Source organism: Acidovorax sp. A1169, assembly GCF_030704685.1.
In the GTDB taxonomy this organism is placed as follows: Bacteria; Pseudomonadota; Gammaproteobacteria; order Burkholderiales; family Burkholderiaceae_C; genus Acidovorax.
In genome coordinates this window covers 58,905-80,203 of record NZ_JAUZDX010000024.1, presented here as the reverse complement: position 1 = coordinate 80,203, position 21,299 = coordinate 58,905, and the positions used below count along the sequence as shown (strand labels likewise).

Here is a 21,299-nt window from a genome sequence, read left to right as displayed (position 1 = left end):
GCAGTAGGTCAGCAGGGTACAGTGGAGGGGCGGCAGGCAGCTCAGCCGGGCTTGCCCGGCACCAAGGGTGCCGAGCGGCCCGAAGATGTGCCCGCCACCTGGCAGGGGTTGGGGCCGGGCAGTGGCTCCACCAGGGCGGCGACCGGCGCCGCTGCAGGTGCCGGTGCGGCAAAGGGTGCCGGAGCCACCGCTGCGGGCATGGCGCTGCCGGCCCGTGCGGCAGACGCCGGCGCATCGGCCACGGGTGAGGCGCCCGAGGCCGGGCGTGCCGGCCCGGCATTGCCCTTGCCTTTGCCCGCCTCCGGCTGGCCCAGCACCACCACGCGCACGGCGGTGCCGTCGCGCTGTATGCGCTGCTGCCCGGCGGTGACGACCAGATCGTCGGCGGCCAGGCCGTGCACCACCTCCACCAGGCCAGGGGCGCGCGCGCCCAGTGTCACGGCAGTGCGTTGGGTCACGCGGGTGCCCGGCTCCTTGCCATCGATCACCTTGTAGACGAAGGCGTTGCTGCCCTCGGGCACGATGGCCTCCTCGGGGATCACGCGGGCATTGGCCCGTTCGGAGAACACGGTGGTGACACGCGCGAACATGCCGGGGCGCAGTTGCAGGCGGCGGTTGTCGATGCAGCCGCGCACGGCCACGGCACGGCCGTCGGCGTCGATCTGCGGATTGATGGCCTGGACGACGGCGGCGTAGCGCACGCCGGGCAGCGCGTCGAAGGCCACGCGCGCCGTCTGGCCCGTGCGCACCTTGCCCTGCAGGCGCTCGGGCAGGCGAAAGTCCACGTACACCGCGTCCAGGTCTTCCACGTTGACGATGTCGGCGCCGTCCTTGAGGTAGTCGCCCACGTTCACGCCGCGGATGCCGGCAATGCCGTCGAACGGCGCCAGAATGCGCATCCGCGAGGCCGTGGCCTGCGACAGCGAGAGCTTTGCCTGGGCGACTTCGAGGTTGGCCGCGCTCTCGTCGACAGAGCGCTGGCTGATGAAGCCCTGGGCCACCAGTTCCTGGTTGCGCTTGTGGTTGGACTGCGCGATGGACAGTTCGGCCTGGCTTTGCTGCACCTGGGCCCGGGGCAACTGGTCGTCGAACTGCACCAGCACCTGGCCCTGGCGCACGCGCTGGCCGTCGGTGAAATTGAGTGCCGTGATGCGCCCGCTGACCTCGGGGCGCAGCACCACGCTGCGGCGCGAGCGCAGGCTGCCTACGGCCTCGGCGTCGTCGCGCAGTGCCATCTGGCGCACGGGTGTGGCCTCCACCGCCACCACCCGGCCTGCGCCGCCTGGCCCGCCCGGTCCCCGCGCGCCGGCCGAGGCACCATTGCCCCCTGCGGGTGCGCCCGCTGCGTCCGTCTTGGGCGGCGCGGCAGGGCGCTGAAGCCACCATGCGGCCCCCGATGCGACAGCGATGCCGACGACAGCAACAACGATGTAACGGGTTTTGGACGCCATGGATCAGCCGCAGTGAAATCGGTGAAGCCCGGGGAACGGGCAATCTGCCAATGTATCAGCGTGTATCCAAACCCGCAGCTTCCGGCTGTTTCAGGGGTGGGGGATTGGAGACAGTCCGCCGCCAGCTTGGCCTTGTTTCAGCCGCGGCCCAGCGCCTTGTCCACGCCCTTGTTGGCCAACTGGTCAGCACGCTCATTGCCCGGATCGCCCGAGTGGCCCTTGACCCAGCGCCAGTCGATGCGGTGACCACCGCTGGCCACCAGGGCGTCCAGACGCTGCCACAGCTCCACGTTCTTCACAGGGGCCTTGCTCGCGGTGCGCCAGCCGCGGGCCTTCCAGCCGTGGATCCACTCGGTGATGCCCTTGCGCACGTACTCGCTGTCCAGGTACAGGGTGACGGCGCAAGGCCGCTTCAAGGCGGCAAGCGCCTCGATCACGGCCAGCAGCTCCATGCGGTTGTTGGTGGTGCCCAGCTCGCCGCCAAACAGCTCCTTCTCCGATGTGCCTGCGCGCAGCAGCACGCCCCAGCCACCAGGGCCGGGGTTGCCCTTGCAGGCACCGTCGGTGTAAATCACGACCTCGTTCAAAATGGATTCCTGTTCTTCTTCATGTTCATGGTCATCAGCGCCGGTGCGTAGCGCCCGGTGGCGAGGGGGTGCGGTGCGCCACGGGCACGGTCGCTGCGTTGCGCTGACGCGCGGTGCGCCACGCGGGCTCCAGCAGGCGCATGCCGTGCACGCGCTTGACGGCCACCAGGAAGTACCCGGCGCCGAAAATTGGCCACCACTTCTCGCCCAGAGGGTCCAGCCAGCCAAAGCGCTCGATCCACTGGCTGCTGCGCACCGCAGGACAATAACAGCCAAACCGGGCCGATTCGACCTCGAAGCTCAACAACCGCAACCAGTCGCGCAGGCGGCGGTAGCCGATGAACTCACCCACATCGGGCAGGTAGAGCGAGCCGCGGCCAAAGCGGCCGTACAGCCGCGCACGCCGCTGGCGCAGGCCCCACAGGCTCATGGGGTTCAGGCCGCTGATGACCACGCGCCCTTCGGGTACGAGCACACGCGCCACTTCGCGCAGGGCTGCGTGGGGGTCGATGCTCAGCTCCAGCGTATGGGGCAGCACCACCAGGTCGAGGCTGGCTTCGGCAAATGGCAGGGCCACCGGCTCGGCCAGCAGCGCGATGGCCTGGCGGGGCGTACCATCCTCACGCAGGCCGGGCTCGGCGGCCAGGCCACCCTCGCCCACGGCTTCCTGCCCCAGCGCCAGCCATTGGTACGGCATGCGGTTGGCACGCAGGCCGTCCAGCAGGGGCATGCCCAGCTGCACGGCGTGGTATCCGAAGAGGTCCGCCACCGCCTCATCCAGGCGGGCTTGCTCCCAGGCCAGCAGGTAACGGCCGGGCGGGGAATCGAACCAGTGGTGCAAACCTATAATTTGATCGCTCATGAACCTGCTACCGCTGCCCGCCTTTGCCGACAACTACATCTGGATGCTGCACGACGCACGCCAGGCCATTGTGGTCGACCCGGGAGATCCCGCACCGGTACAGAAGGCTTTGCACGACCTGGGACTGCGATTGCAGGCCATTCTAGTCACGCACCACCACAACGATCACGTCGGCGGGGTGGACGTGCTGCGCGAGGCCACGGGCGCCACCGTGTACGGCCCGGCGCGCGAGAAGATCCCCGAGCCGCTGGTGCGCCTGGCCGCTGGCGACACGGTGGACGTGGTCGGCCTGCACTTCACGGTGCTGGACGTGCCGGGCCACACGGCCGGGCACATCGCGTACTACTGTGCGGACATGGGGGGCACGCCGGTGCTGTTCTGCGGCGACACGCTGTTTTCGGGCGGCTGCGGGCGCCTGTTCGAGGGCACACCGGCGCAGATGCTCGACTCGCTCGACCAACTGGCGGCCCTGCCCGGCCATACCAGGGTGTGTTGTGCGCACGAATACACACTCTCGAACCTTAAATTCGCGCGCGCCGTGGAACCCGGCAACCAGGATCTGGTCCACTACCTCGGCTGGTGCGAAGCACAGCGGGCGCAGGGCCTGCCCACCCTGCCATCGAACATTGCGCAAGAGCGCGGTATCAACCCCTTCCTGCGCGTGCGCGAAGCCGAGGTGCGCGAAGCAGCACAGCGGTTCGACCTGCAGGCAGATCAACACGACGCAGTGGCCGTACTGGCGGCACTGCGCCAATGGAAAAACGAGTTTCGATGAAAATTGTGCACATCGCGTGCCTGGCCGGCATGCTCTGGCTGACCGGCTGCGCCACCACCGGAACCGACACCACCGTGGCGGGCGGCGCGTCCGACGGCCCTGCCACTCCCACCAACAACAAGGCGCCCGCGCGCCCCGCGCACACGCCGCTCATCCCGAACGGGCCGCTGCAGCCCATCATGGCGGTGAACACCTTCAACGGCGGCGGCGTGGCATCGCTCTCGGCCCCGGCCGACCTGTGGGACCGCATACGCCGCGGCTTTGCCATGCCCGACCTGCAGCATGAGCTGGTGCAGGACCGTGAGCAGTGGTATGCCACTCGGCCCGACTACATCCAGCGCATGACCGAGCGCTCAAGCAAGTACCTGTTCCACATCGTCGAGGAACTGGAACGCCGGGGCATGCCGACCGAGCTGGCGCTGCTGCCCTACATCGAGAGCGCGTTCAACCCCCAGGCGGTGTCGAGCGCCAAGGCGGCGGGCATGTGGCAGTTCATGCCAGCCACGGGCAACTATTTCGACCTCAAGCAGAACGCCTTTCGCGATGACCGGCGCGACGTGCTGGCATCGACCCGCGCGGCGCTCGACTACCTGCAGAAGCTGCACGGCATGTTCGGCGACTGGCACCTGGCCCTGGCCGCCTACAACTGGGGTGAAGGCAGCGTGGGCCGCGCCATTGCGCGTAACCAGAAGGCGGGCCTGGGCACCAGCTACACCGACCTGAACATGCCGGCCGAGACCCGGCTGTACGTGCCCAAGCTGCAGGCGGTGAAGAACATCGTGGCCAACCCCGATGCCTTCAAGGCCGAGCTGCCGCTGATCGAGAACCACCCCTACTTCCAGACGGTGGACATCACCCACGACATCGACGTGGCGCTGGTGGCCACGCTCTCGGGCATCCGCGAGGACGATTTCCGCGCGCTCAACCCCTCGTACAAGCGCCCCGTGATCCTGGCGGCCGGCACCCCCCAGATCCTGCTACCCTGGGACAACGCCAAGGTCTTCCAGCGCAACCTCGAAGCGCGCCGCGAAGGCCAGTACGCCAGCTGGACGGTATGGTCCGTGCCCACCACCATGACGGTGGCCGACGCAGCCCAGCGCACCGGCATGAGCGAGGCCGACCTGCGCGCCATGAACAACATACCCCCGCGCATGCTGATCAAGGCCGGCTCGGCACTGATGGTGCCGCGCTCGGTGACCACGCGCGAGGACGTGTCATCGCACCTGGCGGACAACGGCCAACTGGCATTCGCCCCCGAAATCGTCACCCGCCGCACCACGGTGCGCGCCCGCAAGGGCGAAACCGTGGCCAGCGTGGCCCGCCGCTACAACCTGGCGGCGGCCAGCGTGGCCGACTGGAACGACGTCAAGGCCAGCGCCGCCTTCAAGCTCGGCCAGCAGATCGTGGTCTACCTGCCGGTGCGTGCCGCCACGGCGGCAGCGGCCACCCAGGTGCGCTCGTCGAACGTGCGCAACGTGGTGCAGGCCCGCGGCAAGCAAAGCGCAGCCAAGGCGCCAGCCTCAGCCCCCGCCAAGCGCGGCGGCACGCCATCGAAGGTCAAGAAGCGTTGAGCCCCAAGGGTCTACTGCGCTTTGAGCAGCAGCTCAGACCCCACTCTCAAGAGTTGCTGAAAAAGCTTCCTGGCTAGGCGCTCCGTCGCAGACAGTACTGAAAGTACGGCACGACGGAGCAACGACGCCAGGGAGGTTTTCTCAGCGACTCACCCCCCTCAGAGCTTGAGGGAATGCATGCCCATTAGTCCTAGCACTCCCATGACGATGAGGTAGATGGCCACGATGGTGCTGAGCAGGCGCGGCATGACAAGGATGAGGATGCCCGCGATCAGGGAGACGAGCGGGCCGATGCTGAGGGAGAATGCCATGGAGAAATCCTTGGTGGGTAGGAAGTTGGTGTGCCGAGACTACGGCAAACCGGATGCCGGCCAATGTAAGCCATCTTCCCGTCCCGAAAGCGCAGGAGGCGCTTGATGCGCAGGCAGTCTCAGACGTTGTACTTCTGCCGCGCCTTGCGCACCCACTCGTTGCTGTGGGTGCGGGCCAGGTCAACCTTCGCGTCGGTCACCTCGGGGCCGGTACGGCCCAGCACGCGCAGCGCGGTGGCGGGCCCGTCGTCGGGCATCAGGCCGTTGGGCGAGAAGGTCTCGCGCACGCGGCTGAAGGCGGCCAGGTACAGGCCCCGGTCGCCCAGCAGGTAGCTGGGCGGCACCACCTTGATCAGGTCGGCCGGCGCGGCCGTCTGCAGCCACTTGAGCGCATGCACGATGCCATTGGTCAGCGCCTGCACCTGGGCCGCCTGCTTTTGCACGAAGGCCTGGGGCGCATACAGGCAACCGGCCGGCATGTTGCCGCCAAACAGCTCCTGTGAGCCCTTCAGGGTGCGCATGTCGCCCACGATGTGCACGTCCATCTTCTGCTCCAGCAGCGTCATGATGGGATCGGCATGGCACAGCGCATGTACCTGGCCCGTGCGCAGCGCCGCCACGGCCGGTGCGCCCGAGCCCACGCCCACGAAGCCCACGTCGCGCTCGCGCATGCCGGCGCGCGCCAGCAGGTGAATGGCCATGAGGTGCGTGGACGACCCCAGGGCCGAGACACCGATGCGCCGGCCCGCGAGGTCAGCCAGTGCCTCGTAGCGCGGCAAGGCCTTGCGCGAAACGCCCATGGCGATCTGCGGCGCGCGGCCATGCACCGCCATGGCGCGCAGGTAGCTGCCACGCACCTGCTGGCGAATGGTGTATTCGTAAGCCCCCGAGCCCACATCGGCCGCCCCTTGCAACACGGCCTGCAGTGCCATGGCGCCACCGGCAAAGTCGGAGACCACCACCTGCAGCCCTTCGCTCTCAAAATAGCCCAGCAGGTCGGCCAGCGCCAGCGGCAGGTGGTAAAGCACGCTTTGCCCCCCGACAGCGACCGTGACGCGACCCAGCCCCGGCGCGGCCGCCTGCTGCGACAGCACGGCAGGCGCAAACACCGCAGCCGCCGAAAGGGCGGATACGGCACCAAATGCGCGGCGGCTGAGCAAGGGACTGGACATGGAAAAATGAAAGGCGAAGAGGCCATTGTTGCACTGCAACAATCGTGCCTCAGCATAGCCCGGCAGGCATCAGGGACTACCCCTGAGGACTAATACGTAGGTGACAGTGGCGTGGGGCCCGCGAGGGGCAAAAAAGCGGGCCGCGAGGGCCCGGCCGCGGGCGGAAAACGCCCGCCAGCCCTGGCGATCAGCGGTATCCCATGAACAGGATGCCGATGTTGACGAGCAAGGCACCCGACCACAGCGCACTGCGCACGGTGGGCATGTCCGCCACATACATCATGATGTAAAAAATGCGCAGAAACACCCACAGCAGGGCTGCCAGGTCCAGCAGTGTCTGGCCTGCGCCGAGCTGGTGCGCAATGATCACCGCGCCGATGAAGAACGGCAGCGCCTCGAAGCTGTTGGTCTGCGCCGCATTGGCGCGTGCCTGCCAGCCCGTCTGCCGGGCCAGCCAGGCCCGTGGGTCGCTGTTGTCGAAACCGCCCTGCCCGCGCGATTTTCCCAGCCCCCCGCTCTTGGCCAGGTAGGAGCACACCATGGGCAGCAGCGCAGCCACCAGCACACACCAGTAGGCCGCCGTGAAACGGGCCATGTGCATGGAGGAGTTCATTCTTGTTGCACTTTCTTCTTGCTATTGCCTGCCAGCCTTGCCTGGAAAGCCATTGAATCGATAGGAGGGGGAAGATTCTAAGCGGCCCTGCACTCAGCGCCGGTCCACGAGCGCATGGGCGATGGTGCCCAGGTCCACGTATTCCAGCTCGCTGCCCACCGGCACGCCGCGTGCCAGCCGCGTGACGTGCAGGCCCCGGGCCTTGAGCGCCTCGCTGATCACATGCGCGGTCGCCTCGCCCTCGGCATTGAAATTGGTCGCCAGGATCACCTCCTGCACCGTGCCGTCGCTGGCCCGGTCCATGAGCTTGTGCAGGCCGATCTCCTTGGGGCCGATGCCATCGAGCGGACTGAGCCGCCCCATGAGCACGAAGTACAGCCCCTTGAACGCCCCCGTGCGCTCCAGCGCCGACTGGTCTGCCGGCGTCTCCACCACGCACAGCCGCGTGGCATCGCGCTCCGGGTCCAGGCAGGTGCTGCACACATCGGCCTCGGTGAAGGTATGGCAGCGGCTGCAGTGGTGCACCGACACGGCCGCATCGTGCAGCGCCCGTGACAAGGCCTCGGCGCCCTCCCGGTCATGCTGCAGCAGATGGAACGCCATGCGCGAAGCCGACTTCACCCCCACCCCCGGCAGCCGCTTGAGCGCCTGGATCAAAACATCAAGGGAGTTGGTAGAAGAAGAAGCCATAGGCCAGTGTAAGCAGCAAGTGCCCGTAAAAAAACCGAAGTCTGCCAGGCGCCAGTGAGCAAAGCGAACGATGCGCCGCCCCTGCCTTCACACCCCGCCCTTAAGGGCGTAGCGAGCGGGATAAGCTGCTAGGCGGACGGAGCACAGGAACCGGAACGTACTTGAAGTACGTGAGGATTCCGAGCACCGCCCAACGACGCAGATTGCCCGCTCGGTAGCCAAACCCTCAGAAAGGGAGTTTCATGCCGCCGGGGAGTCCTGGCATCCCTGCTGTGAGCTTGCCCATCTTCTCACTGGAAGTCTCTTCCGCCTTGCGCACCGCCGCATTGAACGCAGCCGCCACCAGGTCTTCGAGCATGTCCTTGTCTTCGGCCAGCAAGCTCGGATCGATGGTGATGCGCTTGACGTCGTGCTTGCAGGTCATGAGCACCTTCACGAGGCCGGCGCCGGATTCGCCCTCCACCTCGATGAAGGCCAGTTCGTCCTGCGCCTTCTTCAGGTTGTCCTGCATGGCCTGGGCTTGCTTCATCAGGCCGGCGAGTTGTCCTTTGTTGAACATGGTGGTGGTCCTTGGGTTGGAGGTTGTAGGTTGTCTGTCTGTCTATCGATCTGTCGGCATCGGTTGCTGCAAACGCCTCACGCAGGCTTGATACTGCCCGGCACGATTTTCGCGCCATGGTCGCGCAGCAGCGTCTGCACATAAGGGTCATTCATCACGATCTCTTCGGCCACGCGCTGGCGCTCGGCAGCGGCAGCGGCATTGCGGCGTGCGGGGCTGTCGATCACCACGCCCACCTCGACGGTGATCTGGGTGGCATGGCCGGCATTTTCCAGCGCAGTGCGCAGGCGCTCGCGCGCCGTGGGCTGGTTGAGCGACTCGCGCTCCACGCGCAGCAGCCAGTGGCCACCATCGCGCGCCACCAGCTGCGACTGCAGCGCCAGCTCGCGCACCAGCGCGGTGATCACTTCGGCAGCCACCAGGGACTGCACGGTGGCGTACCAGACCTCGCCCTCTTCGGTCGGCGTATAGCGGGCCGAGGCAGGCAGCGATGCCGCCGAAGGCGAATGCGCCGTGGGCTGCAGGCGCACGCCAGGCTCGGCGGACATGCTGCGCACGGGGATGGACATCACATCGGCGGCCGGGCGCTCGGCCACGGCCGTGGCGGATGCGCCAGACGAAGGTGACGGTGACGATGGTGGCCGGGCGGGCTCGCCGCCATCGTCCTCGTCACCAGGCCCGCCATGTTGCCGGTCGAAATCGTCGAGCGTGCGCACCGGCAAGGCGGTGGTGGCCTGGGGCGCTGCGGCCACAGGTGCTGGAGCGGAGGCCTGCGGTACAGCGACGACCTTGGCGGCCGGCGCCTGCGTGACCACCGGCGCGGCTGCGGGTACCACGGCCGGCGCAGCGACAACAACAGCGGGTGGCTGCACGACAGCCACGCCCGGGGCCGCCGGCAAAGGGGCAGCAACCGGGGCGTGAACGGGGGCCGAAGCCGCCGGTTCAGGCCGCGTCAGAGTTTTTTTTTCCGCCGGGCCGTCGCCGGCCGGGGGTTTGAAGGCCAACAGGCGCAATAGCACCATGGTCAGGGCTGCGTATTCGTCGGGCGCCAGGCCCAGCTCGCTGCGGCCATGCAGGCACATGCTGTACAGCAGCTGCGTCTCGTCGGCCGGCATGGCGGCCGACAAGCGCGCCGTCTCGGCAGCCTCAGGGTCGTCGGCATCGACGGCGCCCACCATCTGCGGCACGGCCTGAAACACGGCCATGCGCTGCAGCACGGCGCTCATCTCTTCCAGCGTGGAGGCGGCGGACAGGCCGTTCAGGCGCAGCACATCGGCGGTTTCCACCACCGTTTTGCCGTCGCCCGAAGCCAGGGCTTCGATGAGGCGGAACACGTAGGAGCGGTCCACAGCGCCCAGCATCTGGCGCACGCCGGCTTCCTGCAACTGGCCGCTGCCGAAGGCTATCGCCTGGTCGGTGAGCGAAAGCGCATCGCGCATGGAGCCGCGCGCGGCGCGCGAGAGCAGGCGCAGCGCCTGGGGCTCGGCGGGCACGTTCTCGGCGGCGAGCACCTGTGTGAGGTGGCTGAGCACCGTCTCGGGCGCCATGGGGCGCAGGTTGAACTGCAGGCAGCGGCTGAGCACGGTGACCGGCACCTTCTGCGGGTCCGTCGTGGCAAGCACGAACTTCAGGTACTCTGGCGGCTCCTCCAGCGTCTTGAGCATGGCGTTGAAGGCGGTGTTGGTGAGCATGTGCACTTCGTCGATCATGAAGACCTTGAAGCGCCCCTGAACCGGCTTGTACACGGCCTGTTCAAGCAGGCTCTGCACCTCGTCAACGCCACGGTTGGAGGCGGCGTCGAGCTCGGTGTAATCCACGAACCGACCGCTATCGATGTCCGTGCAGGCCTGGCACACGCCGCAGGGCGTGGCGGTGATGCCGCCCGTGCCGTCCGGCCCCTGGCAGTTGAGCGACTTGGCCAGGATGCGCGACACCGTGGTCTTGCCCACCCCCCGCGTGCCCGTGAACAGGTAGGCATGGTGCAGGCGCTGCTGGGTGAGCGCATTGGTGAGCGCCTGTACCACGTGCTCCTGCCCCACCATTTCGGTGAAATTGCGGGGGCGGTACTTGCGGGCGAGCACGAGATAGGACATGGCTTGATTCTAAGGGGGTCTGCGGATGCCCCTGCGCAGCGCTCGCCACCATCGGAGACGGCTTTCACCCCCCAAAAGGAGCCGCTGGCAACCCGGGAAAACACTGCGGGCAGTCTTCTGTACATCTTGCAACACTCTGCCTAGCATGAACCGACGGTCTGGTCGAAAGTTTTTGGCCAGGGTCAGAGGCGGGTGGCCTGCGCGCGCCTGCCGCCAACGCACGACGGAAGGTGGCTGAATATGGTGGATACCTCCCAGCGGCGGCCCATGGGCATCGCCAGGCGCATGGGCCTTCTGATTGCCTGCGCGCTTGCCGGCATCGCGGTCATCACCGCCATCCTGCTCGGCTCGGAGCGCAGCCTCATCATGGAAGAGCGCAAGAGCAGCGTGCGCCAGAACGTCGAGTCGGCGCACAGCCTCATCGTCCACTTCCACGCGCAGGCCAAGGCCGGCAAGATGCCCGAAGCCCAGGCCCAGCAGATGGCCAAGGACAGCCTGCGCGCCATGCGCTACAGCGGCAACGAGTATTTCTGGATCAATGACATGCAACCCGTGATGGTGATGCACCCGATCCGCCCGGAGCTCGACGGCAAGGACCTCTCGGACAACAAGGACCCCACGGGCATGCGCTTGTTCGTGGAGTTCGTGAACGTGGTCAAGGCCCGCGAGGCGGGCTTCGTGCTCTACCTGTGGCCCAAGCCGGGCAACACCGACCCGGTGCTCAAGGCCTCCTACGTCAAGGGCTTTGCGCCCTGGGGCTGGGTGGTGGGCTCGGGGGTGTACGTGGACACGGTGAACTCGACCGTAAACGAGCGCATTCTCAAGTTCGGCCTGGGCGCGGTGGTGCTGGCCGCCCTGCTGCTGGGCGTGGGCATGCTGATCTCGCGCGGCATCCTGCGCCAGCTCGGTGGCGAGCCCGACTATGCGGCCCGCATCACCGAGCAGATGGCGCAGGGCGACCTGTCGATGGACATCGCCCTGAAACCCGGCGACAAGTCCAGCCTGCTGCACGGCATGCAGGACATGCGCACCAGCATCGCCAACATCGTGAGCGAGGTGCGCTCGGGCACGCAGTCCATCGCCACCGCATCGACCGAGATCGCAGCGGGTAACAACGACCTGTCGGCACGCACCGAGCAGCAGGCCAGTTCACTGCAGCAGACCGCCGCCTCCATGGAGGAGCTGACCAGCACCGTGCGCCAGAACGCCGACAACGCGCGCCACGCCAGCCAGTTGGCGGCCACCGCCTCCGAAGTGGCCGTGCGCGGCGGTGCCGTGGTGAACCAGGTGGTGAGCACCATGGGCGAAGTGAACACCTCGTCGAAGAAGATCGTGGACATCATCGGCGTGATCGACGGCATTGCCTTCCAGACCAATATCCTGGCGCTGAATGCCGCCGTGGAGGCTGCGCGGGCAGGCGAGCAAGGCCGCGGCTTTGCCGTGGTGGCCAGCGAGGTACGCGCCCTGGCGCAGCGCAGCGCCGCCGCAGCCAAGGAGATCAAGCAACTGATCGACGCCTCGGTGACCAAGGTGGGTGAAAGCACCCGCCTCGTGGACGAAGCCGGCAGCACCATGACCGAGGTGGTGAAGAGCGTGCAGCAGGTGACGCAGATCATCAGCGAGATCGCCTCCGCGAGCCAGGAGCAGTCGTCGGGCATCGACCAGGTGAACGTGGCCATCACCAACATGGACCAGGTCACGCAGCAGAACGCAGCCCTGGTCGAGGAAGCAGCCTCGGCCGCCGAGTCGCTGAACGTGCAGGCGGCCAAGCTCGAACAGCTGGTCAGCGTGTTCCGTTTGGGCTAGGAGCGTTCCCCTTCAAAAAAAACCCACCGCGGCAAGGACAAACGGCCATCGAAGCCAGCCGCCTGCCGCGCACCCGCTACAATAGCCAGTGACGGGCCTCCCCGCATGGTAAAGCGGCCAAACGGGTCAGGTGGGGAACCAAGCAGCCCTAACTGTGGAGTCAGTGCCGGGGGTAAGGCTCGTCAACTTCTTCCTTCTTTTTTGCGCCCTGCGCAAAAATGCCTTCTGTGGTCGCGCATGCATTGATGCGTGGCTCACCACAAGCGACTGCCAGGCTCCCCCAAGAGACTGCTCAAGATTCTTTTGAGCAGGCGCAACGACTTTGTCGGTGATGTCCGACACAGTTTCGCGGCATTCGGAGCTTCCCCTCCCCGATGAAGAGGCGCACACTTTGCGGCATCGCATAGTCCCTTTCCTCTCTATCGGGTGCTGCCATGTCTACCGCCATGACCGTGCAAGTATTCACCGCCGGCAGCCAAGCAATCGGGCATCCCGATGGCTACGCCATTGCAACGGCAACAGGGCATGCGGCCCACCGCAGAAGCAGGGATCTTTGCACCGCAAGCCTGTTGTGGCTCACCACCGGGGTGGCCACGGCGGCGGGTATGACCTTCGCCGACGAAGCCATGGTGAGCCTGCGCGAAAAGACCACCAGGCCATCCTCGTTCTATGAGATCAACAGCGTGGTGCTGCCGGACTTTGGCGACTATTCCGCACGCATCAATGCGCTGCCCGGCAGCCCGGGCTACCAGTTCAACAGCACCCAGTCCATTGACCTCACGGGCTGGCTCATCACACGCGAGTCGTACGGCAAGTTCGGGCTTTCATTGGGCATGAGCGCGCCGGCGGCCGGTGCCGTGCCGCTGGCATCGGATGCACCCAACCCTGCAAGCGTGGACTTCGGCGTGCGCTGGCGGTCGCAGCGAGAGAGCGGGCCGCAGTTCGACGTATCGGCCTGGGCACGGACTTCGCAGCTGGCGCCTTCATCCGATGCATTGACCATGATCCGGGACGCGCAGCAACCCCTGTATGGCACGCGCCTCGAAGTGCAATGGGAATCGTCGAAGACCCGAGGATTGGTGCCCGAATTCGGCGCGGTCGGCGTGCAGTTGCAGGGCGGATCGCGCCTGCTGTTGCGCGCAAGGAAGGGCGGGCCGATGCTGTATTACCGGTCGAGGTTCTGACAACCTGCATCCGTGCGGCATCGCAGCAGTGCCGACAACGCCCGCGCCCCTCGGGCAAGCCATCAAGCGCCAGCGCGCAGGAACTTCAGCACGCCCTGCCCCGCCAGCCTGCCGCTGGCCATGCTGGCCGTAAGCAGGTAGCCACCCGTCGGGGCCTCCCAGTCCAGCATTTCGCCGGCGCAGAACACACCCGGCGCGCGGGTGGCCATGAGGTCGCCGTCAAGTGCCTCGAAAGCGACGCCACCGGCGGTGCTGATGGCTTCGTCCAGCGGCCGGGTGGCCACCACCGTCACGGGCAGCGCCTTGATGGCATGGGCCAGTGCCACAGGGTCGGCCACGCCATCCTTGCCCAGGTGCTCGTAGAGAATGCCGGCCTTGATGCCATCGAGGCCCAGGCGGCTTTTAAGGTGGCTGGACAGCGAGCGTGAGCCACGCGGGTGGCGCACCTCCACCAGCACGCGCTCGGGCGTGTGGTCGGGCAGCAGGTCGAGGTGGAAGGTGGCGTGGCCATGGGCCTCGATCTCGTCACGCAGCAGTTGCGAGACAGCGTAGACCAGGCTGCCCTCCACGCCCGTGGCCGTGGCCACGAACTCGCCTCGGCGGCTGAAGCTGCGCCCTTCGCTGTCGGTGAAGCTGATGGCCACGGTCTTGAACGGCTGGCCGCCAAAGCGCTCGGTGAAGTGCGGGGTCCAGCCCACGGCGGGCGTGGGCGCGCGGCCGATCAGCTCGCGAAAGAAATCACGCCGCGTCTCGCCAGCGGGTACATCGCCCCGCACCACGTCGAAACCGCAATTGGCCGGGCGCAGCGGTGCCACGGCCACGCCGCGTGCAGCCAGCAGCGGCACCCAGGCGCCATCGGACCCCAGCCGCGCCCAGCTGCCGCCGCCCAGGGCCAGCACGGTGGCGCGCGCGGTCACAGCCAGTTCGCCAGCGGGCGTGGCAAAGTGCAGTGCACCGCCCTGCCCCTCATCGGCCCAACCCAGCCAGCGGTGGCGCATATGGAACTGCACGCCCTGGCTGCGCAAGCGCTGCAGCCAAGCGCGCAGCAGCGGCGCGGCCTTCATGTCGGCCGGGAAGACCCGGCCCGAGGTGCCGACGAAGGTTTCCACGCCCAGGCCTAGCGCCCAGTCGCGCACCGCCGGCCCGCCGAAGGCGGTGATCAGCGGCTCGACCTGCTTCTCGCGGCCCACAAAGCGGGTGGCAAAGCTCTCGTGCGGCTCGGAGTGCGTGAGGTTGAGCCCACCCTTGCCCGCCAAGAGAAACTTGCGGCCCACCGAGGGCATGGCATCGAACAGGTGCACGGCCACACCGGCCTGCGCGAGCACCTCGGCCGCCATGAGACCAGCCGGGCCGCCGCCGACGATGGCGACATCGCAGGCCAGGCCAGGGGTGGCAGCGTCCTGCGCGATGGGGGTGCTTGCATTCATGGTGAGGGGCTTTCGGAAATCGGGAGAACAACAGCGGGGATCAGAACAGCGAGCCCTGCGGGGAATCGTCCGTGCCGGGCAATGCCTGGCGCGGCTTTCGGGACGAAGAAGAAGGAGAAGAAGCGGGGGTTGCCGGGGCCATGGCCACGGGCACAGCGGGGGCGAGAGTATGCCCCACTGCGGCCGCCCCATCCACTGCGCCGGAATCTGCAGGCAGCACCACCATGCGCCCATCGCCGGTCAGGAAGGCCGCGTGCACGGGCTCGCCCGGCATCAGCGCACGCACGGCCTCGCGGTAGCGATGCAGCTGCGCCATCAGGCCGGGCTGGCGCTCGGGCTGGGCGGCGCTCTTGTAGTCGAGCACCCACCAGCCCGGCGCAGGGTCTGGCCCTTGGCGCCCCACCGGCCGGCGCACCAGCCGGTCTAGCCGCAGGCTCTGGCCCTGGTGGTTGAGGGGGGCCTCGTTCATGGCACTGTCCATCTCGGCGGGGTCCCAGGCCCACGCGCCCTCGCCCGCCAGGATGCGCTGGGCCAGTTGCGCGGCGCGCGCGGCAGCGGCAGCGGTGATCTCGTGGTCCTGCGCCAGGCGGGCCAGGCGCACCGGAGGCCAGCCGTGGGTGCGCAGACCGGCCAGCGACATGCCCGCCACGCCGGCCTGCTCAAGCAACTGGTGCATGGCATCGCCCAGCCGGGATTCGGGGGTGGACTGCGCAGGCGCCAAGGCGCCGGGGCTGGCGGCGCCTTGGGCCGTGCCGAACCCCTCGACGAGGCCCGCACCGGACTCGCCCTTGCGGCCCTGCCCCAGTTCGGGCGGCAGCACGGGCAACTCCGGCACCACAAAGTGGACAGCCGCTTCGCCGCCGGCCGCCACTGCCAGGGCATCGACCCCTTCCTCCTCAGGCAAGACCGCATCGTCCACCAGCGTGGCCAGGCGGTTCCACCAGCTGCCAGGAGACGAACTGGCGGGCTGCACCGACGACAGGGCCAGGCAGTGCTTGGCCCGCGTCATGGCCACATAGAGCATGTTGAGTTCTTCGCGCTGGCGCGCCTGCTGCTCCACGGCGAGGGCATCAACCGCGCTGGGCGGCGGGCTCGATTCGCTGGCCAGGAAGACAAAGCCCATAGGCACCGGCTGCTCGCCAGGCCAGTCCACCAGCACGCCCATGGTCTCGGCTTTCTGGGGGCGGGTGTCGGTATCGAGCAGCAGCACGCACTGCGCCTCCAGCCCCTTGGCGCCGTGCACCGTTAGCAGGCGGATGGCCTGCGCATCCACCCGTCCTGGCGCACGCACGCCGCCCTTCTTCATGGCGCGCACGAAGGCATAGGGCGTGAGGTAGCGCCCGCCATCGTGCTGCAGCGCGGCGGCCAGCAGCGCGCGCAGGTTGGCCTGCACCGCTGCGCGCTGGGTGGCCGGCGCCGCCGCCGCAAAGCGGACCAGCACGTCGCCCTCTGCATAGATGGCGTGCAGCGCATCGTGCGGGGGCAAGGTGTCGACCCAGGCCTTGTACTGAGCGAGCACGGGGCCGGCGGCAGCGGCCGGCGTGGCATCCACCAGTTCGGGCCGCTGCAGCAGTTCGAACCAGCTCAGGCCGGCATGCTCTGGCTGGCGGCGCAGCAGCGCAAGCGCCACCAGCGCATCGTCGCCCAGGCCGAACAGCGGCGACCTGAGCGCGCGCGCCAGCGACAGGTCGTGCCCGGTGGAAACCAGCGCATCGAGCAGGGCCACCATGTCCTGCACCTCGGGCGCGTCGAACAGGTCGGCCTTCTCGGGCTGCACGCAGGGCAGGTGCAGGGCACGCAGCGCGTCCTGCATGGAGGCGAGGCGATCGCGCTTGCGCGCCAGCACCAGCACCTCCCTGGGCGGCACGCCCTGGGCGATCTGCTGAGCGACCCAGCGCGCGGCCTGCTCGCACTCGCGCATGCGCTGGGTCTCTTCGGCCTCGTGGCGCGGCTCGGTCAGGCTGTCGCGCCAGGCCAGAAGGCCGCCGCCCGCAGAGCCACTGGTTTCCAGAGGCTCGATGGCCGGCAGGCGCAGCAGTTCGCCGGGGTCGGTCGATTCGGTCGTGTGCTTGCGAAAGCCACTGGTCTCGCCCTGCGCCTGCGCCGTGCCCAAGGCACCGTTCACGGCGGCAATCACACCCGTGGCATTGCGGCGCGTGTGGTCGCAGCTGAGCAGGTCGCCGCCGAGGCCGTTGCGCACGAAGGCCTGCGCCGCCAGGAACACCTGCGGCTCGGCCCGGCGAAAGCGGTAGATGCTCTGCTTGGGGTCGCCCACGATGAACACGCTGGGCGCGGTGGAACCGCCGCCCGAGCCCGCGTAGCCCGAGAGCCAGGCGTGCAGCGCCTGCCACTGCAGCGGGTTGGTGTCCTGAAATTCATCGACCAGCAGGTGGCGTATGCGTGCATCGAGCCGCTCCTGCACCCAGCCGCTGAGCACCGGGTCGGCCAGCATCACCAGGGCCGTGCGCTCCACGTCGTTCATGTCCACCCAGCCGTGATGGTTCTTGACGGCCGCGAATTCTTTGATCAGGCAACGCGCCAGCCGCGCCATGCGCTGCTGGTGCAGCCAGGCGTCGTGCTGGCGGCGCGCCAGCAGCAGGCGCTGCAGCTCGGGCTCGGCCTCCTGCGCGGCGGCGAACTTCTCCAGATTCTTCGACAGCCGGTCTTCCTTGGCCACGAATATGGCCCTGCGCAGCAGGTCCAGGCGCAGGTCGAGGTCGTCGCAGGCAAAGGCATCGACGATGGCATCGGCCGCCTTCTGCGGCGTTTTGGCCGACTCCACCCCCAGGGTCTGGGCACGGTCGAGCCAGCGGCGGCGCACGAGGCCGCCGCGCAGCGCATCGGCAGGGTTGTCCATGCCTGCCAGCTCGGGGCAGTGCTCAGTGAACGGGGGCACCGAGGCATCGACCACCCCGGCCTCGTCGGCCAGGTCGAATTCCACGCGCTTGGACAAGGCTGCCGCGAGCGCCTTGTGCGTCTGCGAACGCCCGTGGCGGAACACCGCCGCCTCGTAGTCGGCGCGCAGGCCGGCGTGGCTGTCCACCGCGTGCAAAAAGGGCTGCCACACCTCGCGCACGGCCTCGGCATCGTCCTCCAGCAGCTCGAAATTGGCGGGCAGGCCCTGCGCCTGCAATAGCGCCAGCGGCGCCGTGCCCAGCAGCGCAGCAAACCAGCTGTGGAAGGTGCGGATCTGCACCGGCCGGCCGCTGGCCAGGACCTGCCGGTACAGTCCGCTCAGCGCCTCGCGCTGCTCCAGGGCCCGCTCGGGGCGGAGGCCACGGGCCACCAGTTCACCCGTGAGCTGGTCCAGCGGCGCATCGGCAAACTGCTCCAGCCATTCCTGCAGGCGCTGGCGCATTTCGCCTGCGGCTTTCTTGGTGAAGGTGATGGCCAGGATCTCGTGCGGCGCAGCGCCGTCGAGCAGCGCGCGCAGCATGCGCGAGACCAGCATCCAGGTCTTGCCCGCACCGGCACAGGCCTCGACCGCCACGCTGCGCGCTGGGTCGCAGGCAATGGCATAGAAGGCCTCGCGCGAAACGCCCTGGCCGTTGTGTTCGTAGGCGGCGCCCTTCATTGCAAGATTCGTCATGCCCAGAAATCCTTGCGGCACAGGCCGCGCGCCGCGCAGTATTCGCACACCATGCCCTCGCCCAGTGCGGGCATGGGGTCGCCCGCGGCGATGCGTTCGAAGTCGTGCTGTATGCCCTCCACCAGCAGGTCGCGCAGGGCCACCACCTCCTCCTGCTCGTGCATCTGCGTCTCGCCGCGCTCGCCCACGTTCACATAGGCGGCGCGCAGGGTGTCGTGGCTCAGCAGCGCAGCGTAGAAGGCCAGCTGTGTGTCTTCAGCCCCGGCACCGATGCGCTGGCGCGTGACGGAGTCGCTCTCGGTCTTGTAGTCGATCACCAGGGTGGTCACCTCGCCGGCGCCCGACACCCCATCGATGCGGTCGATGGTGCCCACGAGCTCCATGCCCCCCAAGGGCTGCGTGGTCCTGAGCTCGGCCTGGCGAAAGCTGGCACCCAGGTGCTCGTGCTGTGCCAGCCAGCGCAGGTAGCCATCGCGCACCTGCGGCCAACCCGCAGCAAAGGGCAGAAAGTCGCCACCTGTGAGCCCCTGGCGCGCCGTGACGGCCTGGGCCGATGCGTCGAGCCGGTGCGTGCGCCCAGGGCCCGCATCGAGCGGTGCCTGCAACAGGCCTTCGTGAAAATGCTGCAGCACCTCGTGTAGCCAGTTGCCGAAATCGCGCTTGTCCACCTCGCTGCCCAGTTCCTCCGCGTCCTGCAGGCCCAGCTGGCGCAGCGCGAAGAAGCGGTAGGGGCAATGGCGCAGGTCCGAATACGCGGTGGACGACAGCCTGTGCACCGGCAACGCCTGGCCGCTGGGCAGCGGCCGGGCCGTGGGCGCACTGGCCACGCTGCGCGCAAGGCGCAGGTCCTCGCCCGCGTGTGCGGCGCCGTCGAGGTGCAGCGCCAGCACCAGGGCACTGGCAAGCAGGGGCTCGCCGCCCTCATCACCCGTGCGCCACAGCACGTCCACCACGGGGGTCTGCAGCGCGCTGCGCCAGGCCAGGCGTTGCGCGGCTTCCAGCGAATCGCGGGTGGGCAGGCCCCAGGCCTCGCGCTGGGCCTGTGTCCACTCGCCCGGCGGCTCGGGCGCGGGCTGCAGGCGCTTTTCGTCGCAACCCGGCAGCACCAGCGCGGCAAAGGGCCGGGCCAGCAGCTGCGGCAGCGGCAGGATCACGACCGGCGCGCCGGGCGGCGGCGGCGGCACGAAGCGCGCGGCCTCCAGCACCTCGTCGGCCCAGCGCGTGAACTCGGCCAGCGCCATGCGCCGGCCCACGCCGTCCCAGGCTTCGAGTTCGGTCTGCAGGCCCTCGGGCAGGCGCAGCACGGCGAGCACGCGCTCGCCCGCCTCATCGGCCTCAAGCACGGCCCACTGGCCCGTGGCTTCGAGCAGGCCGCGCAGGGCGGCAAGCCACTGCACCAGCGGGCGCGCCGCACGCAGGCCGGCGCGCCAGGCCTCGGTCTGCGCCACGGTCGCGGCCAGTGCCGGGTGGGTGCCCCAGTCGCGCTCGGCCACCGCACCCCAGCGCGCCAGCGATGCCTTGCGCAGGGCTTTCTCCAGCGGGTTGAGGGTACCTGCCTCCCACGCCGGCACCTGCTTGAGCCAGGCAAGCACGGCGTCGGCGTCGGCGTCCCAGGCGCAGGCTTTCAAGGCGGCCATGAGCTGCGCGGCCGCGCGCGTGGTCGACAGCGTCCAGCCACTCTCGTCGCGCACATCCACGCCGCTGCTGCCCAGGTGGGCGCGCACGCGGCGGGTCAGCGCCCGGTCGGTGGCGGCCAGCACCACGGGCACGCGGCCTGCGGCCAGGTGGGCCAGCACGCAGGCGGCGGCGCGCTGCGCTTCGTCCTCGGCATCCGTCGCGGCGTGCAGGGCGATCTGCCCTTGCACCGCGCCATCCCCTTCGGGCGCATACAGGGGCAGCAGCAGCGCTTGCTCGCCCCAGTGGGCCAGCAGCGCAGCCGCCATGGGCTCGGCCTGGAAGCCTTCGAGCACCACCAGCGCATCGGTGGCGGCCCGCACGCCGGGCTCGAAGAGCACATCGGTCGCGTAACGCGAGGCCAGCGCCCATTCGAGCGCAATGCGCGCCACCACGGCCTCGAAGCGCAGCGCGCTGCCTTCGTCCGCGGCCGGCAGCAGGCTGCGCGCCTGCACTCCCCAGGCATCGCGCTGTGCGGGCGGTACGGCCGCCACGGCCAGGGCCAGTTGGGCGGCGGCCTCCTGCAGCGGCGTGGCCAGCACGTCGCGCTGGGCCGACAGGCCGGCCTGGTCCAGCAATGTGCGCGCGGTGAGCGTGTCGCGCGCCACGTCGCCCGCCAGGTCCTGCCCCTCCGGCACGAAAACCGCGAGCTGGTGCGCCCAGTTGCGCGTGGTCTCGAAGCGCGGCACGAAGCTGTCCGGGTGCCGGCGCGCCCACAGGCGCTGGCCCCAGGGCATGAGCTGCGCATAGGGCACCAGCACTACGGTGCGGGCCGGGTGCGCGCCGTGCCCCGCAAGGTGCCGGGCGACTTCGCCCAGCACCCGCGCCCAGCAAGGGGCGGCATGATCGGTTTTAGCTATGACAGTCATAGCATCGGAGGGCCCGGCCACACCGGTGAACGTGGGATTGGTTTCTGTCACAATGACCCAACTTTA

At 68.6% G+C, this 21,299-nt stretch carries 16 protein-coding genes and 1 other RNA gene; 5 read left to right on the top strand and 12 right to left on the bottom strand.

Features of this window, described 5'->3' with window-relative positions; all coding sequences use genetic code 11:
• Positions 1–41: 41 nt before the first annotated feature.
• From QYL93_RS27530 to QYL93_RS27520, 3 genes are all read right to left on the bottom strand, one after another.
• Positions 42–1,451 (bottom strand): efflux RND transporter periplasmic adaptor subunit, encoded by a 1,410-nt coding sequence (locus tag QYL93_RS27530; protein WP_305746652.1) that lies wholly within the window; start codon positions 1,449–1,451, stop codon positions 42–44.
• Positions 1,452–1,588: 137 nt separating this feature from the next.
• A complete protein-coding gene (gene rnhA / locus QYL93_RS27525; RefSeq protein WP_057205698.1) occupies positions 1,589–2,038 on the bottom strand; it encodes a ribonuclease HI in 450 nt (149 codons plus the stop codon).
• A gap of 34 nt (positions 2,039–2,072) precedes the next feature.
• On the bottom strand, positions 2,073–2,900 hold the full coding sequence (locus tag QYL93_RS27520) for a class I SAM-dependent methyltransferase (RefSeq protein WP_057269590.1): 828 nt from the start codon (positions 2,898–2,900) through the stop codon (positions 2,073–2,075).
• On the opposite strand from QYL93_RS27520, the gene gloB reads away from it, so the two are divergent.
• Together gloB and QYL93_RS27510 are read left to right on the top strand one after the other, a co-directional pair.
• Positions 2,899–3,675: a hydroxyacylglutathione hydrolase gene (gene gloB / locus QYL93_RS27515; protein ID WP_305746651.1), complete on the top strand. Its 777-nt coding sequence runs from the start codon at positions 2,899–2,901 to the stop codon at positions 3,673–3,675. The genes QYL93_RS27520 and gloB overlap by 2 nt on opposite strands.
• The gene (locus tag QYL93_RS27510; protein ID WP_305746650.1) at positions 3,672–5,246 is read left to right on the top strand and encodes a transglycosylase SLT domain-containing protein; all 1,575 of its coding nucleotides are present in this window, start codon (positions 3,672–3,674) and stop codon (positions 5,244–5,246) included. Before gloB ends, QYL93_RS27510 begins: the two co-directional genes overlap by 4 nt.
• Positions 5,247–5,404: 158 nt before the next feature.
• Here the strand turns inward: QYL93_RS27510 and QYL93_RS27505 are convergent, their stop codons facing one another.
• The 6 genes from QYL93_RS27505 to dnaX all read right to left on the bottom strand — a co-directional run bounded on the left by QYL93_RS27505 (position 5,405) and on the right by dnaX (position 10,684).
• Positions 5,405–5,557: a DUF3096 domain-containing protein gene (locus QYL93_RS27505; RefSeq protein WP_082604393.1), complete on the bottom strand. Its 153-nt coding sequence runs from the start codon at positions 5,555–5,557 to the stop codon at positions 5,405–5,407.
• Between the two features lie 119 nt (positions 5,558–5,676).
• Positions 5,677–6,729 (bottom strand): ABC transporter substrate-binding protein, encoded by a 1,053-nt coding sequence (locus tag QYL93_RS27500; RefSeq protein WP_305746649.1) that lies wholly within the window; start codon positions 6,727–6,729, stop codon positions 5,677–5,679.
• A 187-nt stretch (positions 6,730–6,916) separates the two neighbouring features.
• A complete protein-coding gene (locus tag QYL93_RS27495) occupies positions 6,917–7,342 on the bottom strand; it encodes an MAPEG family protein (protein WP_057205690.1) in 426 nt (141 codons plus the stop codon).
• Positions 7,343–7,435: 93 nt separating this feature from the next.
• Positions 7,436–8,032 carry a recombination mediator RecR gene (recR, locus tag QYL93_RS27490; RefSeq protein ID WP_057269593.1) on the bottom strand — a complete coding sequence of 199 codons (597 nt, stop codon included), beginning with the start codon at positions 8,030–8,032 and terminating at the stop codon, positions 7,436–7,438.
• A gap of 226 nt (positions 8,033–8,258) precedes the next feature.
• Positions 8,259–8,591, bottom strand: coding sequence for a YbaB/EbfC family nucleoid-associated protein (locus tag QYL93_RS27485; protein WP_007847962.1), 333 nt, complete (start codon positions 8,589–8,591; stop codon positions 8,259–8,261).
• A gap of 77 nt (positions 8,592–8,668) precedes the next feature.
• Positions 8,669–10,684 carry a DNA polymerase III subunit gamma/tau gene (gene dnaX / locus QYL93_RS27480; RefSeq protein WP_305746648.1) on the bottom strand — a complete coding sequence of 672 codons (2,016 nt, stop codon included), beginning with the start codon at positions 10,682–10,684 and terminating at the stop codon, positions 8,669–8,671.
• A 240-nt stretch (positions 10,685–10,924) separates the two neighbouring features.
• Here dnaX and QYL93_RS27475 point away from each other — a divergent pair, with 240 nt between their 5' ends.
• The 3 genes from QYL93_RS27475 (at position 10,925) to QYL93_RS27465 (ending at position 13,674) form a co-directional block, all read left to right on the top strand.
• Positions 10,925–12,490, top strand: coding sequence for a methyl-accepting chemotaxis protein (locus QYL93_RS27475; protein WP_305746647.1), 1,566 nt, complete (start codon positions 10,925–10,927; stop codon positions 12,488–12,490).
• A gap of 90 nt (positions 12,491–12,580) precedes the next feature.
• An RNA gene (gene ffs, locus QYL93_RS27470) (signal recognition particle sRNA small type) lies at positions 12,581–12,677 on the top strand.
• Positions 12,678–13,095: 418 nt separating this feature from the next.
• On the top strand, positions 13,096–13,674 hold the full coding sequence (locus QYL93_RS27465) for a hypothetical protein (RefSeq protein WP_305746646.1): 579 nt from the start codon (positions 13,096–13,098) through the stop codon (positions 13,672–13,674).
• Positions 13,675–13,736: 62 nt separating this feature from the next.
• Here the strand turns inward: QYL93_RS27465 and QYL93_RS27460 are convergent, their stop codons facing one another.
• From QYL93_RS27460 to QYL93_RS27450, 3 genes are read right to left on the bottom strand one after another with little or no spacing between them, the layout of a single operon-like run.
• The gene (locus tag QYL93_RS27460) at positions 13,737–15,101 is read right to left on the bottom strand and encodes a TIGR03862 family flavoprotein (protein WP_305746645.1); all 1,365 of its coding nucleotides are present in this window, start codon (positions 15,099–15,101) and stop codon (positions 13,737–13,739) included.
• Positions 15,102–15,141: 40 nt separating this feature from the next.
• Positions 15,142–18,690, bottom strand: a complete 3,549-nt coding sequence (locus tag QYL93_RS27455; RefSeq protein WP_305746644.1) for an exodeoxyribonuclease V subunit beta — start codon at positions 18,688–18,690, stop codon at positions 15,142–15,144.
• Positions 18,687–21,233 (bottom strand): PD-(D/E)XK nuclease family protein, encoded by a 2,547-nt coding sequence (locus tag QYL93_RS27450; RefSeq protein WP_305746643.1) that lies wholly within the window; start codon positions 21,231–21,233, stop codon positions 18,687–18,689. Before QYL93_RS27450 ends, QYL93_RS27455 begins: the two co-directional genes overlap by 4 nt.
• Between the last annotated feature and the right edge of the window lie 66 nt (positions 21,234–21,299).

Excerpts from the sequence above, each read along its gene's own strand:
- QYL93_RS27530 (WP_305746652.1), bottom strand. The coding sequence starts at position 1,451 with ATGGCGTCCAAAACCCGTTACATCGTTGTTGCTGTCGTCGGCATCGCT.
- gloB (WP_305746651.1), top strand. The coding sequence starts at position 2,899 with ATGAACCTGCTACCGCTGCCCGCCTTTGCCGACAACTACATCTGGATG.
- QYL93_RS27520 (WP_057269590.1), bottom strand. The coding sequence starts at position 2,900 with ATGAGCGATCAAATTATAGGTTTGCACCACTGGTTCGATTCCCCGCCC.
- QYL93_RS27510 (WP_305746650.1), top strand. The coding sequence starts at position 3,672 with ATGAAAATTGTGCACATCGCGTGCCTGGCCGGCATGCTCTGGCTGACC.
- QYL93_RS27505 (WP_082604393.1), bottom strand. The coding sequence starts at position 5,557 with ATGGCATTCTCCCTCAGCATCGGCCCGCTCGTCTCCCTGATCGCGGGC.
- QYL93_RS27500 (WP_305746649.1), bottom strand. The coding sequence starts at position 6,729 with ATGTCCAGTCCCTTGCTCAGCCGCCGCGCATTTGGTGCCGTATCCGCC.
- QYL93_RS27495 (WP_057205690.1), bottom strand. The coding sequence starts at position 7,342 with ATGAACTCCTCCATGCACATGGCCCGTTTCACGGCGGCCTACTGGTGT.
- recR (WP_057269593.1), bottom strand. The coding sequence starts at position 8,032 with ATGGCTTCTTCTTCTACCAACTCCCTTGATGTTTTGATCCAGGCGCTC.
- QYL93_RS27485 (WP_007847962.1), bottom strand. The coding sequence starts at position 8,591 with ATGTTCAACAAAGGACAACTCGCCGGCCTGATGAAGCAAGCCCAGGCC.
- dnaX (WP_305746648.1), bottom strand. The coding sequence starts at position 10,684 with ATGTCCTATCTCGTGCTCGCCCGCAAGTACCGCCCCCGCAATTTCACC.
- QYL93_RS27475 (WP_305746647.1), top strand. The coding sequence starts at position 10,925 with ATGGTGGATACCTCCCAGCGGCGGCCCATGGGCATCGCCAGGCGCATG.
- QYL93_RS27465 (WP_305746646.1), top strand. The coding sequence starts at position 13,096 with ATGACCTTCGCCGACGAAGCCATGGTGAGCCTGCGCGAAAAGACCACC.
- QYL93_RS27460 (WP_305746645.1), bottom strand. The coding sequence starts at position 15,101 with ATGAATGCAAGCACCCCCATCGCGCAGGACGCTGCCACCCCTGGCCTG.
- QYL93_RS27455 (WP_305746644.1), bottom strand. The coding sequence starts at position 18,690 with ATGACGAATCTTGCAATGAAGGGCGCCGCCTACGAACACAACGGCCAG.
- QYL93_RS27450 (WP_305746643.1), bottom strand. The coding sequence starts at position 21,233 with ATGACTGTCATAGCTAAAACCGATCATGCCGCCCCTTGCTGGGCGCGG.